The 15,751-nt window shown below is 39.8% G+C and carries 7 protein-coding genes; 3 read left to right on the top strand and 4 right to left on the bottom strand.

Translation table 11 applies throughout. The features are described from left to right. Positions 1 to 44: 44 nt before the first annotated feature. Together LZZ90_RS07625 and LZZ90_RS07630 are read right to left on the bottom strand one after the other, a co-directional pair. A complete protein-coding gene (locus tag LZZ90_RS07625) occupies positions 45 to 7,340 on the bottom strand; it encodes a T9SS type A sorting domain-containing protein (protein WP_237790085.1) in 7,296 nt (2,431 codons plus the stop codon). Positions 7,341 to 7,495: 155 nt separating this feature from the next. After that, complete coding sequence (locus LZZ90_RS07630) at positions 7,496 to 8,311, bottom strand: hypothetical protein (RefSeq protein ID WP_237790086.1); 816 nt, start codon at positions 8,309 to 8,311, stop codon at positions 7,496 to 7,498. A 181-nt stretch (positions 8,312 to 8,492) separates the two neighbouring features. Between LZZ90_RS07630 and gcvP the strand changes: the two genes are divergently transcribed. The 3 genes from gcvP to LZZ90_RS07645 all read left to right on the top strand — a co-directional run bounded on the left by gcvP (position 8,493) and on the right by LZZ90_RS07645 (position 13,898). Then, positions 8,493 to 11,342: an aminomethyl-transferring glycine dehydrogenase gene (gene gcvP / locus LZZ90_RS07635; protein WP_237790087.1), complete on the top strand. Its 2,850-nt coding sequence runs from the start codon at positions 8,493 to 8,495 to the stop codon at positions 11,340 to 11,342. 544 nt (positions 11,343 to 11,886) lie between these two features. Further along, entirely contained in the window at positions 11,887 to 12,945 is a 1,059-nt protein-coding gene (locus LZZ90_RS07640) for a 3-oxoacyl-ACP synthase III family protein (protein ID WP_237790088.1), read from the top strand. Positions 12,946 to 13,184: 239 nt separating this feature from the next. Further along, on the top strand, positions 13,185 to 13,898 hold the full coding sequence (locus tag LZZ90_RS07645; RefSeq protein WP_237790089.1) for a hypothetical protein: 714 nt from the start codon (positions 13,185 to 13,187) through the stop codon (positions 13,896 to 13,898). Between the two features lie 42 nt (positions 13,899 to 13,940). On the opposite strand, the gene LZZ90_RS07650 is transcribed toward LZZ90_RS07645, so the two are convergent. Both LZZ90_RS07650 and LZZ90_RS07655 read right to left on the bottom strand, forming a co-directional pair. After that, a complete protein-coding gene (locus LZZ90_RS07650; protein WP_237790090.1) occupies positions 13,941 to 14,351 on the bottom strand; it encodes a hypothetical protein in 411 nt (136 codons plus the stop codon). A gap of 145 nt (positions 14,352 to 14,496) precedes the next feature. After that, positions 14,497 to 15,024, bottom strand: coding sequence for a helix-turn-helix transcriptional regulator (locus tag LZZ90_RS07655; protein ID WP_237790091.1), 528 nt, complete (start codon positions 15,022 to 15,024; stop codon positions 14,497 to 14,499). Positions 15,025 to 15,751 lie beyond the last annotated feature (727 nt).

The following is a 15,751-nucleotide window of genomic DNA, read 5'->3' on the forward strand; positions in this document are numbered from 1 at the left end:
AAAAAACCACCCTTTCGGGTGGTTTTAAAATCAAAAACTATTAATTATTTCTTGATTACTTTGATTGTTTTTACTGCATTTTCCAACGTCACCTTAACTAAATAAGTTCCGCCAGCCAATCCAGACATATCAAGACTTGTTCTTGTTTGGTTTACTGATTTCACAGCCACTTGTTGACCAAGCGCATTGTAAACCTCAACATTTGAAATATTCAATGAATATTCAATGTTTAACACATCAGTAACCGGGTTTGGATAGAATTTGAATGAATTCATAGCAAAGTCGTTCATTCCTAAAGTAACCGTTACGGTAACTGCAAGCGTTGAAGTACTTGTACATCCTCCAACTGTTTGTGTTGCATAATAAATTGCACCATCTACCAATTGAGTACCTGCTGCAATTGGATTGATTCCTGCTAAAGCATCAGCATCAGAATTATACCAAATGATGTTAGATCCTGTTGCCACAAGGTCTTCAATAGTAGCATCTGCCGGATCTGCCACAGAAATCACCTGAGTAGCCGCTCCTGTTGGTGCAGAAGGCGCTGTCGGAGCAGCATTGATAGTTTCACTAGTTGCAGAAGAAATACATCCAGTTGCTGTATCACGTACCGTTACACTGTAAGTACCAGAGGTAAGACCTGCAAATGTTGTAGACGCCTGATAAGTAACCCCGTCAATACTATATTCCAATGATGCTCCCACTGGAGTAGACACCTGAATTGTACCAGTAGACACCGAACAAGTTGGTTGTGTAACCGATGAACTTGGTGCCGTTGGAGCTGCTGGAATTGCATTAACAGTTACCGAAGCAGCCGAAGAAACACATCCTGTAGCTGTATCACGAACCGTTACACTATAACTACCTGGAACTAATCCTGCAAATGTAGTTGATGCTTGGTATGTTGCTCCATCAATACTGTATTCTAAAGTTGCACCTACTGGAGAAGATACTTGAATAGTTCCTGTTGGAACCGAGCACGTTGGTTGAACTGTAACACTTGCACTTGGTACAACTGGAGCCGCAGGAATTGCATTAACCGTTACCGAAGCAGCCGAAGAAACACATCCTGTAGCTGTATCACGAACCGTTACACTATAACTACCTGGAACTAATCCTGCAAATGTAGTTGATGCTTGGTATGTTGCTCCATCAATACTGTATTCTAAAGTAGCACCTACTGGCGCTGACACCTCAATTGTTCCAGTTGAAACTAAACAAGTTGGCTGAACTGTAGTACTTGCGGTTGGAGCAGCCGGAGCAGCCGGAATTGCATTAACCGTTACCGAAGTAGCCGAAGAAACACATCCTGTAGCTGTATCGCGAACCGTCACACTGTAAGTATTTGGAGTTAGTCCTGTGAATGCAGTAGATGACTGATAAGTTACACCATCAACACTGTATTCTAAAGTTGCACCTACCGGAGCAGAAACTACAATTGTACCTGTAGGAACTGAACATGTCGGTTGTGAAGTAACACTTGCTGTTGGAGCAGTTGGAGCTGCAGGGATCGCGTTCACCGTTACCGAAGTAGCCGAAGAAACACATCCTGTTGCTGTATCACGTACCGTTACACTGTAAGTATTAGGAGTCAATCCTGAAAATGTAGTTGATGACTGATAAGTTACACCATCAACACTGTATTCTAAAGTTGCACCTGTTGGAGCAGAAACTACAATTGTACCAGTAGGAACCGAACATGTTGGCTGAACTGTTGTACTAGCCGTAGCAGCAGCAGTTTGATTAATTGTAATAGTTCCAGTTGCAATTGCAGAACCACAACCTACCGGAGTAACAGTATAATTGAAAGTTCCTAATACAGATGGAGTCCCAGAGATTGTAAAGGTTCCTGCTAAATAGCTTCCTGTTACACCAGTTGGTAAACCTGAAACTGAAGCACTAGTTGCATTAGATAAAGCATAAGTAATAGCTGAAATTGAATTACCATTACATAATACCTGAGCATCAGTACCAACAGATGAACTTAAAGCAATTGCTCTATTTCCATTAACCGTTACTGAAACTGGTGTAGTTCGAGTACATGCAGCTGCAGAGGTAGCTGTTACATTATATGAAGCTACACCAACAGTACTTGATTTAAAATAAACTGTATTTGCATTTGTCCCTGTATAAGGTACAGTTCCAGAAGCATCAGTATACAAATCTGTAGTCGGTGACCATGTTATTGAATTTGGAGTAACACTTGACCAATCAAAAGTAGTGTTTAATCTCTTTAAACTTAAAGTTCCAGCCGGATTAGATGCCACATAAGCATTAGAACTTGGGAAGGTAGTAGATGTTACTGACGTTACCGTTTTATTGTCTGCTGTTGCAGTATAATAAGTACTTGAATTATTCGTAGAATCAGCTCCAGTACTTCTAACATCTAAAATAATGTTTGAAATTCCATCCCACGCATATGGAGTATTAAACGTTATAGTATTAACTCCCAATTGTTGAGTATAGGTAGCAGCTGCAAACACTTCAGACAGACCAGTTGTTACGTAACCAGTTAAAGTACTCAAAGCTGTATTACCCATATAAACTCTATAATCCGAAACACTCGTTGCAGAACCAATTGTCGTAATATTAAACTTAATACCATTGATATTTCCTGCTTGCACTCCTGCCGCATTTAATTCAGCAGCTGTAAACACCATTTGCATCCAATAATGCTCATACCTGTTATTAAAAGCAGTTGGTTCTATTCCATTTTGAGTTGTTACCGTTGTATCTGAACCTATCGTAGTAGAACCTGAAGGCACAGTTGCAGTCAAGGTTTGAACGACTCCTTCACAAACAGAAGCAGAAGCAGGAGAAATAGTAAGAACAGATGGCAGCGGATTCACCGTTACGTTAACAGTTGCAGAAGTAGTACACAAACTACCGGAACTTTGCGAAGCTGTCAAGGTATAGGTTGTTGTTGAACCTGGATTAAAAACCCATCCTGAAACAGAATCTCCAGTTACATTTGTTGCTGGCGACCATACATAAGTATCATAATCAGCACCTCCAGCTGTTAAAGTCACTGCAGAAGAGCTCGCTCCGTTACAAATAGAGACAGAAGAGGCACTTAACGTTAATGCAGGTGGTGTAGTAACCGTAGCTGCAACAGCAACTCTTGGAGATGAACATATAATCTGACCGTTAATTGTAAATCTAGGTCGCACACTTGTAGTCGATGAAACAGAAGTTTCCGCAAGCATTTGAGCAGGCGTAAAACTATCTCTCTGTCTGTAAGCCGATGAAACAAACCCAACATTATCAACTTTCATTGTAGTGGATGTAGAAGTTGTTGCTGAAGGCACAGAACTCCATGCGATACTAACAACAATATTTGAAGTTCCATCCCAAGTAAATGAAGAAGAAGAACCTGTACCTGTTCCAAATACAAGTGTATTCAAACTCCCTGCAACCGGTACAAAAGAATCATTAGCTCCTGGCCCAGCATAAACTTGGGTAAGACCTGTACTGATAAATGTTGTAGTTGGCGCAGTTACATTTGCTGTGTGACCAATACTTACATTAAACCCTTGGTAGGTTTGCCCTGAATTTGTTGGTTCAAATCCTAAACTTGTTAAGTTTCCAGCAGAAAAACCTGCTGCTATCAGTTCAGATGCTTTGATAATGTATTGTGTTTTAGCACCTCCCCAAGCACCTGGAAAAATACTTTCTCCTGCAGTATTGCTGTTTGTCAATCCATTTCCTAAAGAAGAAATGCCAGCGCTATAGCTTTCAGCAGCAGCATAATAAGTTGTATTACCACTGATTGAAGGTGTTACAAATGATGTCCCTGTTCCTAATGCAGTTCCTCCATTAGCTAAAGCATACCATTTCACAGTTGTTCCTCCGCTTCCGGTAGCTGCTAAATTCACAGTTCCCGTTCCGCAACGTGTTCCTGGAGTAGTTGATAAAACTGTATTTGTAAATGTAATTTGTACAGGAGTTGATGTGGTTGATGCAGGACCTGTTGTACATGTTACCACACATTGGTAATAAGTAACATCTGATGGTGTTGCAGTATAAGTACTATTTGTAGCCAAAGCTATATTACTGTATGTTACCCCATCTGTAGAACTTTGCCACTGATAAGTAACACCTGATCCAGTAGTTGTGTTTTGTAAACTTAAATTTACTGATCCTCCTAAACAGATTGTAGTTGCAGAAGACACTGTGTTACCAGGGCTAGGTGTTCCTGAACAAGCATTGGATACAGCATAAGCTAAGTAACCCGTATAACCTGCTCCCGCAGTAGCAGTATTAGTAGTAGTTGTATTTGGTGTTCCGGCAGCAAAAGTAGCTGTTGAACCTAATATTGCACTATATACTCCAGCTGCACTTGGCGCCTGTACCGGAATATTTGTAGCTCCGATTCCAGAATCCCCTAATCGCACATTGATATTAGTGATTGTACCGCTCATTAATGGTGCTTCCCATCTTTTTGATGATAATGAAAGAATAGAAGCATCTGTTGTACCTGTATTAGTGTCAAAAGCTTCCGCCTTCATAATTGACACAGCGGTAGTAGCTGGTGCTAAAGAAACTGGGTTAAAAGCCGTTTTACCTACCGGGTATAAAATATAGTTTGAATTTGCATTCCCTGAAGCAATCGTTCTGGCAAATGGACCATTGATATAGGATGTTGCAGAACCTCCAGCTAATGTTCCTGCTGCAGAAGCGGTACCCAAAGAAAGTAAGTTCGCGGTACTTGTTGTAAAGTTTCCTGCCGTTAAGGTAAGTGTCCCAGAAACTTCAAGCGACCCACCAGCTAATGTTACCCCATTTGTATTGTTTAAAGTTACATTAGTAGCAGTTCTTGATGGCGGAATTTCGTTTGTTGTGGTATAAGCTGCCGATTGTGCATACAATAAATTGAAAGCTCCAGTCCCTAAATTCCATGTAGGTGCCGATACCAAAACTCCTCCCGGATCTGTACTTCCTGTAGAACCAACCTGAATTGTAGCAGCTAATGCTGCGCCAGTTCCAAAAGTTAATCTATCACTTCCGACAATATTCCCTGTAAATAAATTTGCACGTAAAAGTGTTATAGGTCCAGGTTGTGAAATTGTTAAACCACTTGTATTATTTAATGACACCGTGTTTAAAGCAGGATTTACTGTACCTGTACCACCCCATGTTTGAGGCATAGCTGTAACCGGGAAAAAATATAAAGTACTTGCTGTTGCACTGTTTGGACCGGCAATTGTACCGTTATTGGTAAATGTTGCTCCTCTTTGAACATAAAGTCCAGCGGATAGAGACACATCAAAAGTACTTCCGGCAGCAATCACAGTATTACCACCAACGATTACAGTACCTGTTCCTGAAAATGGCTGATATCTTCCTGCAAGAACATTTACATTTCCAAGAATATTCAATGTTCCTGAAGATACCGTTCTAAATTGACCCGAACCAGTTGTAACTGATAAATTTCCTTTTACAATTCCCGTTGTAACAGTTGTAAAAAACGGATAACTCCCTGTTAAACCAGGACAATTGAAAACTAAATTTCCAAAAGATTGATTATTATTTGTTGGAGCAGTTGTAGAAGTTGTTAAACCACTAACTGTTAAAGTAGCATTTGTAGCCCAAGTTGCTAATGGAATGTTCGGTGCTCCAGTAGTCGCTCCGGAAACATTATAAGCACTTCCGTCTAAAAATGATAATGTGGCAACAGAACCTGTTACCCCGCTTGAACCTGCAAAAGTGTTATTGATAATTCCCGTAGCCGTCACAGTTACCAAAGTAGCCGTACCTCCTGTAGAATTAAAAGTATTACCAGAGGCACCTCCAATGTTCAATGTACCTGCAATTAAACCAACATTTCCTGTACCAGAAAAAGCAAATGCAACTGCATTAGCTGCATTGGTCAAATTCAAAGTACTTCCGGCTGCTACCACAAAATCATCTCCAAGCGCTCCGCTGATAGTGATTGTTCTGGTAGTTGCAATATTAGATTGTAATGTTAAATTCGTATTACTGTTAACAATTAACTGACCAATAGTAAAACTAGCTAAATCAACATTAATTGTTGTAGTTCCACCAGGTGTTGTTCCGTCTCCATCAACAACAAGTATGTCAGTATTTGCAACAACCGATCTTGTTGCCCCTGTATTGTCTGCAGCTGTATTCCAGTTTGCAGCTGTATTCCAGCTGCCTCCCGTAGCTCCTACCCAATAATAAGTAGCAGCTGCTGTTGTAGCTTGTGTTGCTGTAGCTCCCGTACTTTCAACTCCTTCGCTTACTGCGACAACTTTCCAGTCATACGTTGTGCTTGGAGTTAAACCTGTTGCTACATAAGTATTTGTTCCTAAAGCCACATTGGCTACAAAATTATACGTTGCACCACCGTTTGTAGAACTGTAAACTACATATCTTACAATATTTGTTGTTGGTGAAGCAGCTGTCCAGTTCAGAGTCATCCCAGAAGGAGTTACAGCCGACAATAACAAACCTGTAGGCCCTGCAGCAGGTGTCGACGGTGTAAATTTATATGCTCTTCTGGAGCCATTTGAAGCAGATGACAACCCTGTAAAATCACCCAATGCACTTACAATTGGATTAACTGTATATGGGGTTGTTGTCGAAACAGTTTGACTCGCATATAAAACAGACGCAAATAAATTACTTGTTCCCCCAGTATAAAAACCAATAGTTGGTGTTCTGTTTCCGGTTGAAATATCTGTTGCGTTAACAGTTCCATAAACATATTCAACACTTCCTGAAGTTTCATACAAACGCATTTGCCAAGTCGAATTACCAGCAGCAGCAGTACCCGTATAAAAAATCTGCATGTCTTTAAATTCAACCACCAACGTTCTATTTGGAGCTGTTCCAACAAGTTTGTAGTGAATTTTCCCAGTAGTTGTACCCGTTCTAAAATCTGCATTAAGTGCCGTAAGTAGTGGTGCTGCAGCAGTACCTCCAGTAATCCCATAAGAATTAGTTCCCACCACTACTGAACCTAACTTTAGCTGACCATCTTCATTAACTGAAAATTGTGTAAAGCCGGTTCCCATAAATACAAAATTAAAACCAATGTTAGTCACTACAGAAGCAGCAGCATCCAGTCCAGCCCCAACTAATTGAGTTGTTCCAGATGACATATCAACTGTATTACCATTAGCATCAAGCGCCAAAGAACTTGTCGCATTCGTTGTAAAAGCATAATTAGCCGTACTTTGTCCAAAGGAACCCTGAACAAACAATACAGCCAAGAGCATTACAGCAGCATTAAAAAAACGGACAACGCCCTTAAAACGTTTCTCCGTTCGCCGCTGATGCAATGAACCCGAAATCTGATTTCCCAAACTTCGAAGTGAATTGTAATAATTCATCATAAGCATAAAATTTAATTAATTAAAAAGATATCAAAGATATATTTATATTTCCCAAAAAAGTTTACTTATTCCCCAAAAATGTTATTTTTTAACAAAAAAGACGGAAAACTATAAAAAAACAAACGTTTTGTTTTTTCTGTAAAAAACGTAAGTATTTATTTTAAAATAATGACCAAAAGCCACCAAAAAACCGGCACACTTTCCACCCAAAAATAAGTGTAATATTCCGAACGTTTCGGGCTGGCAAAAACAGTAAACACAGCAATTACTCCTATCAATATAAAATTAATCCAGAGTTGGATTATTTGAAAATCCGATTTTAAAAACTCCAGACAATAAAATGGAATCAATAAAAAAAGATTAAGCCATTTAGTTTTCTTCACGCCAAGTTTTTGCGGAACGGTTTGTAAAGAAGCGTCGTCGTGTTTCAGGTCGATGATTTCAAAGATTAAAATTAGGATAATCACCAGTAAAAAGCGCTGGCAAAATTTTAACCACACATCCTGTGAAAGCGGTAAATCGGCATTGATAATCGGAAGAAAAAGAGTAATGCCCGCCCAACAAAATGCAACTATGTAAATTTTAACCCCTGCCCAATTTCGCGCATTGCCAATCTTCGGAAAAACCGGCAGTGTATACAACATCGTGAGTCCTAAAAAAGCCACAGAAACAATTTGCGTCTGACGTTCCAATTGAAAAAAACAATACGCCGCAGCCAAAAAAGAAGCGAAACTCAAGACAACAATCGCTTTTCGTTCAGGTGTCATTTTTAATTTTTTAGCGCGCACCAACTCATCGTATTTCACGAAGTTATACCCCACTATCGTTCCAAAAAAAGCAAAAAATGCCATTGGCGGATTGTAGTCAATATGAAAAAAATGAAAGGTCATACGAACCAGGGCATAGACTGCTAAAGCCACATGCACACTTCCGTGTAAATACAAGTCGAATATGCGTTTGAGTAGTTGCATACTTACAAAAGTAATCAATATGTTAATAACCTTCGTTTTTGGTTAAAAATTCCTCCAAAAAATGACGTTAAAAAACAAGATTATTAGCAGATTAATAATTATTTTTGTTCGCTTTTAAAACACAACTTATACCGTTTGCGGTTCTGCCCCAAACACTTAAACAAACAGTACAGAACAACTGATGAAAACAGATGCATTTGCTTTAAGACACATTGGCCCGAGAGAATCGGACCTGCAACACATGTTCAAAACCATTGGCGTGAAGGACATGACCCAATTGCTTTACGAAACATTCCCTGACGGAATCCGTTTAAAACAAGATATTGAATTAGACCCGGCCATGACGGAATACGAGTATGCCACTCATATTACACAGTTGGGCGCTAAAAACAAAGTATTCAAATCGTACATCGGTTTGGGATACCATCCTGCGATTGTTCCGCCGGTGATCCAAAGAAACATTTTCGAAAATCCGGGATGGTATACGGCTTATACTCCGTACCAGGCTGAAATTGCACAAGGTCGTTTAGAGGCTTTGTTGAACTACCAGACAACCATCATCGAATTAACCGGAATGGAAATCGCAAACGCTTCACTTCTTGACGAAGGAACAGCTGCAGCAGAAGCCATGACCTTACTTTTCGACGTAAGAACGCGTGACCAAAAGAAAAATAACATTAATAAGTTCTTCGTTTCGGAAGAAATTTTACCCCAGACCTTATCGATTTTACAAACACGTTCAACACCACTAAACATTGAACTAGTGGTTGGTAATCATGAAACTTTTGATTTTTCAGAAGATTTCTTCGGGGCAATTTTACAATACCCTGGTAAATACGGACAGGTTTTCGATTACGCAGGTTTTATCAACACTGCAAAATCAAAAGAAATTAAAGTAGCCGTTGCTGCTGATATCTTATCGTTGGTAAAATTGACTTCTCCGGGAGAATTAGGAGCGGATGTTGTAGTGGGAACTACACAACGTTTCGGTATTCCGATGGGTTACGGAGGTCCTCACGCAGGTTACTTTGCCACCAAAGAAGAATACAAACGTTCCATGCCCGGTAGAATCATTGGAGTTTCTATCGATGTGAACGGAAACCGTGCTTTACGTATGGCATTAGGTACTCGTGAGCAGCATATCAAACGTGAAAAAGCGACTTCTAACATCTGTACTGCTCAGGTATTGTTAGCAGTTATGGCGGGAATGTATGCGGTTTACCACGGTCCGAAAGGATTACAGTACATCGCTGATAAAGTACACGCTTCGGCGGTTACAGCTGCAAAAGCATTATCAATTATCGGTGTAAACCAAGTGAACTCTGCGTTCTTCGATACGATTTTAGTTAAAGCTGATGCTGCTAAAGTAAGAGCAATTGCTGAGAAAAACGAAGTAAACTTCTTCTATCCTAATAACGACAGCGTATCGATTTCTTTCAACGAAACGACTTCCCTTTCAGACATCAACACGATTGTGGCGATTTTTGCAGAGGCAGCAGGAAAATCTGCAGTACACGTTTCCCAATTGGAGAACACAGCGCAGTTACCTGAGAAACTAATCCGTACCTCATCGTTCTTACAGCACGAAGTATTCAACAACCATCATTCTGAAAGCCAGTTGATGCGTTATATCAAAAAATTAGAGCGTAAAGACTTATCGTTGAACCACTCAATGATTTCTTTAGGTTCTTGTACCATGAAATTGAACGCAGCAGCAGAAATGTTACCACTTTCAATGCCAAACTGGAACAGCATTCACCCATTCGCTCCGGCTGATCAGGCACAAGGTTATCTGACAATGCTTAGAAAATTAGAGCAGCAATTGAACGTAGTAACCGGCTTCAAAGGAACTTCGTTACAACCAAACTCTGGCGCTCAAGGTGAGTACGCTGGACTTATGGCGATTCGTGCGTACCACATCTCAAGAGGCGAAGGACACCGTAACGTTTGTTTGATTCCATCTTCTGCTCACGGAACCAATCCGGCTTCTGCTGCAATGGCAGGAATGAAAATCATCGTAACAAAAACGACTCCGGAAGGAAACATCGACGTAGAAGATTTAAGAGCAAGAGCCATCGAGCACAAAGACGACTTGTCTTGTTTGATGGTAACCTACCCTTCTACTCACGGGGTTTACGAATCTTCAATTATTGAAATCACAAAATTAATCCACGATAATGGCGGATTAGTATATATGGACGGAGCAAACATGAACGCACAGGTAGGATTAACAAATCCTGCTACTATTGGTGCTGATGTTTGTCACCTTAACTTACACAAGACTTTCGCTATCCCTCACGGTGGTGGTGGACCGGGTGTTGGACCAATCTGTGTGAACGAGAAATTGGTAGACTTCTTACCTACAAACCCGGTTGTGGCAACGGGTGGTAAAGATGCTATCTCGGCTATTTCAGCTGCTCCGTATGGTTCGGCTTTAGTATGTTTGATCTCGTACGGTTATATCACTATGTTAGGAGCTGAAGGTTTACGTTCAGCTACAGAACACGCTATTTTGAACGCTAACTATATGAAAGCGCGTTTGGAAGAGCATTATCCAATTTTATATTCAGGAGAATGCGGACGTGCCGCTCACGAAATGATCTTAGACTGCCGTGAGTTCAAACAAAACGGTATCGAAGTAACCGACATCGCTAAACGTTTAATGGATTACGGTTTCCACGCACCAACAGTATCGTTCCCAGTTGCGGGCACATTAATGGTTGAGCCTACGGAGTCTGAAGATTTAGCAGAGTTAGACCGTTTCTGTGACGCGATGATTTCCATCAGAAAAGAAATCGCTAACGTTACTGCAGAAGACACAAACAACCCTCTTAAGAATGCACCTCACACACTAGCAATGCTAACCGCTGAGCGTTGGGACTTCCCATACTCAAGAGAGAAAGCTGCATATCCATTGGAATACATTGCAGATAACAAATTCTGGCCTTCTGTGCGTCGTGTAGATGATGCTTTTGGGGATAGAAACCTTGTTTGTTCTTGTGCGCCGATTGAAGCATATATTGAGAATTAATCTTTTTATTTTTATAATAAAAGCCCTTTCTAACGAAAGGGCTTTTTTGTTACTTCTTTTGTTTTATACAAGACAATCAATTCATCAATGTTATTCTGTACTTTGTCTTGATACAAATCGAAGATTCAACGAATACTAAAGCAAAATAATACCTTATGAGTTAAAGTACCAAAAATCAAGACTGGAACACTCCGCCTAAAAAATAAAACCAATTCCTAAATTCTCCGAACTCGCTAGCGCTCAGACAACGGATAATTCTTAACGGAATTGATTTCATTTTTCTTAACGGCTCCGTGTCCCTAGGTCGGGAGGCGCTTTGATTGTCGTTTTTCTTTTATACTTCGTATGCTGGCTGAAGATTGCCATCACTTTGTCATTTCTAGCGAAATGGCTATTATTTTTCACAGTAAATTAAAAAATAAAAACACATTTAATAATTATATTGACATTCCCGTAACGTTTTCATAAAAATAAGCCATAAAACTGCTTTTTTAAACGGTTCCCCATATAGAATGCTTAACTTAGTACTATTGAAACCTACGTCATGGCTATAAAAATAACGGGGTCAGGAAGTTACATTCCCACCCAAATTGTTACAAATACCGATTTTGCACGACATCAATTTCTTAACGAGGACGGTTCCACTTATGCCGTTCCCAACGAGGTAATTGCCGAGAAATTCCTGGACATTACCGGAATTGAAGAACGTCGTTATGTTGAAAATCATTTAAACACTTCCGACATTGCGTTCTTTGCCGCTGAAAAAGCGATAGAAAATGCCAAGATCGATCCGGAAACACTGGATTACCTTATTGTAGCTCATAACTTTGGAGATGTGCGTCACGGCGCGATTCAAAGCGATACCGTACCTAGTGTGGCGTCACGCGTGAAAAACAAACTAAAGATCAAAAACCCGAAATGTGTGGCCTATGATGTAATGTTCGGCTGCCCGGGTTGGATTGAAGGCATGATTCAGGCGCAGGCTTTTATTAAAGCAGGTATGGCCAAGAAATGTTTGGTAATTGGTGCCGAAACGCTTTCCCGAGTAGTTGATATGCACGACAGAGACAGTATGATTTATTCGGATGGTGCAGGCGCTACAGTTTTGGAAGAAGTGGAAGGTACAGACGGCATACTGGCACACGAAACCGCCTCTTTCACCTATCAGGAAGCTAACTTTTTGTTCTTCGGAAAATCCTACAACAAAGACCACAACCCTGATGTACGTTATATTAAAATGTACGGGCGTAAAATTTACGAGTTTGCCCTTAGCCAAGTGCCGCAAGCTATGAAATCCTGTCTGGAGAAAAGCGGCATACCAATTTCCGATGTTAAAAAGATTCTGATTCATCAGGCGAATGAAAAAATGGACGAAGCCATAGTGCAGCGTTTTTTCAAACTTTATAAGTTGACACCGCCCGAAAACGTAATGCCGATGAACATTAAAAAGTTAGGCAACAGCAGTGTGGCGACCATCCCGACCTTATACGATTTAATTCTGAAAGGCGAGATTGAAAATCAGGAACTGAACGAAGGCGATGTGGTTTTGTTTGCTTCTGTTGGTGCGGGTATGAATATTAATGCGTTTGTGTATCGATGCTAACGTAATTACGAATTATAAATTATGAGTTATGAATTGTGACTCTTTGATATAGACCCTGTACTTTTTGTATGGGGTTTTTCTTTTCCTGCATTTTGCATACACAGTCATTGTGAGCACAGTGGAAAGCGAACAGACGAAGTAATCTCAATATCACTGAATTTAGTGATTGTGCAAGTGACTAATTATCGGTACGTTTGCGGCAAATAAAAATTTTGAATTATAAAATCTACCGAAAACTCATGAAAAATACATTATTTATCTCCTTGTTTATCGTTGCCTTGATACTACCTACAAGCTCGTTCGCTCAGATGTCTAATGAAAATAAAGCAGTTGAAATAGTTGAAAAAGCAATTAAGGCAATGGGCGGTAAAGATTTCTTAAAAAGCATCACTACCTTATATACAGATTCAAAAACAACCATGGAAGGTCATGAGGTGAATTGGATAACCAAAGAGATGCTACCCAACAAAGGAAGTTTTGACATTGTTTTTCAGGGAAGAACCGTTTATAAATCCTGGTTTGACGGTACGACAGGGTATGAATTAGCAGCGGGAGAAAGAAAGTTAGCGAACCAGGATGAATTCAAAAATAAAAAATACAAGAAAAATATTTTTAATGAATTCGACTATTTAGATAAAACGTTGTACACGCTTGAATACATCGGTGAAGAAAAAGCAAACGGTTTAGTTTGCCAAAAAATCAAGACAACTTTAGCGAACGGAGAAGTAAAATATTTATATTACTCGAATGAGACAGGCCTGCAAATAAAAGAGGAAACCGTTGCCAATGCAGAGACAGGTTCGTTCAGTTCTGTCCTTTTCGGCGGCTATAAAAAATACGGAAATCTAACCTATTACAGTACAATGACATTTTTAGCGGAAGGTAATAATCAAACTGCAACAGTTCTTGAATTGTATTATAATAAAGGGATTTCTCAGGAAGATTTTAAATAATAAGACTAAAAAAGGGCAACTCAATGGAGCTGCCCTTTTTTGTTACTGTAATGTTCCCCTATGTGCGGTTAGGCTCGTGATGAAGGTGTCTACTTCGATAAGTTCTTTGCTGATGCGCTCCAGTTCCAATTCCTTTTCCAGCAAGGCAACAGAACCATAATTTTCCCTGCGGGTTTCTAAAACAAATTGCCTGTATTCCAAGCGTTTTTTCTTTTTGATGGCTTCCTCCCTTGTGGTACCTTCCGATACAACAGCAAGTACCTGATCGTTTGCGGCAATTTCAATCAGCACACCCTGTAAGATGGCATCAATCTCTACCGAAGTGGTCCCATAGGTCGCCACCGCGTACTCCTCATTCATCTTTTTACGGGTTAAACCGGTTTTCTCTTTGTTAGCCCATGCCAATAATACGTCGCAATCGGTTACTGTGGTAATTCTGTTCAATGAATACATAATTTAAATTTTTAAAGGTTTATAATACCAAGTCATTTTCAAATGTGATGCCAAAAAATTCCCACAAATAATACTGTGAGAAAATTTAACATTTTGTAGGAAAAACAAACCTTTCAATGATTTAATTTATGTTGTTGATTCTCAATTATTTTTCTCCCTCAGTCATTTTATTTTCGATTTTCAATTTTAACATTTCGAGGTTTTCCTTTTGCAGTTGCAGTTCTTCGAGTTTGTACAGGCTCTGTTTTTTTAAGGTAGCTAAAGCCCTGCTTCGGATACTCTGTATAAAATATTTGTCTGCCTTACCCTCCTGCTGCCCTTCTAAAAAGCACATCGTTTCCAGGGCTGCAAAACTTTCGGCACGCCGGATTTCCAACAATTCAAGTTCCTTTTCGACCTGACCCAATTTCACCTGTACTCTTAAATATTCGAGATGCCTTTTTTCTTTGGCCTGCTCCTGCTCTGCTTTGATAAGCTGCTGCGCTTCTTTGGATCGTTCTTTTTTGTGCTGTACGCCCTTCATTAAAGCAGCAAAGAATACCAATGCCTCAACAGGCAGCGAACGCTTCCCCGACTTAAACATCGACCACTGGCTGGCGTGAATGCCCAGCAGCAGTGCCATTTCTTCCTGCGTTAAGCCTAAGAGGTTTTTTAAGGGAGTCGTGTTTTTCATTTGTGTTAGTGTTGGTTGTTTTTCAAACTTAACACAAAAATTGTGTTAAACATTAAAATGTTTCGACTTTAACACGATTTTTGTGTTAAAGTTTTTAAAAATGATGGTTTAACACGGTTTGTTATTGCGAGGAGGGACGACGAAGCAATCTTATGTTGTTTTGTACTTTGTTTTGACGTAAACCTGCGGTATAGCTAATTCTGTATTAATTGCTTTTCTTTTGTCTTGACACAAATCTCTGATTCAACGAATACCAAAATAAAATATTCTCTAATGAGTTAAAAGAAACAAAAGGTCAAGACTGGAACGCTGCACCTAAAAAACAAAGACAACTCCTAAATTATTTTAACTCGCTTCGCTCAAACAGAAAATAATTCTTAACGGAGTTGACTTTATTTTTCTTAACGGCTCCGCGTTCTAAGGTCAGGGGTGCTTTGATTAGGGTTTTGTTATTGTTGGTCGTTTGGCTGTTACGCGCGGTGGCTGAGGCTCCCGAAGCCACTTTTTCCTTTCGTTTATTTTTTTTGAAAAATCACTGAATTTGGTGATTGTGCAGGTGGCTTATTATCGGTAGGTTTGGAAAATGTACTGAGGATTGATTGCAATGGAAGTATCAACAAAGTTGCTGATAAACTTTAATTACATTTTGAAGTTTTTTATTACAAATGCTATCTTAGCGCTGATAATATATTTTCAATTTTTTGATACTAAAGCAAGAGTGATAGCA

This window comes from Flavobacterium sp. SM15, assembly GCF_022012335.1.
In the GTDB taxonomy this organism is placed as follows: Bacteria; Bacteroidota; Bacteroidia; order Flavobacteriales; family Flavobacteriaceae; genus Flavobacterium.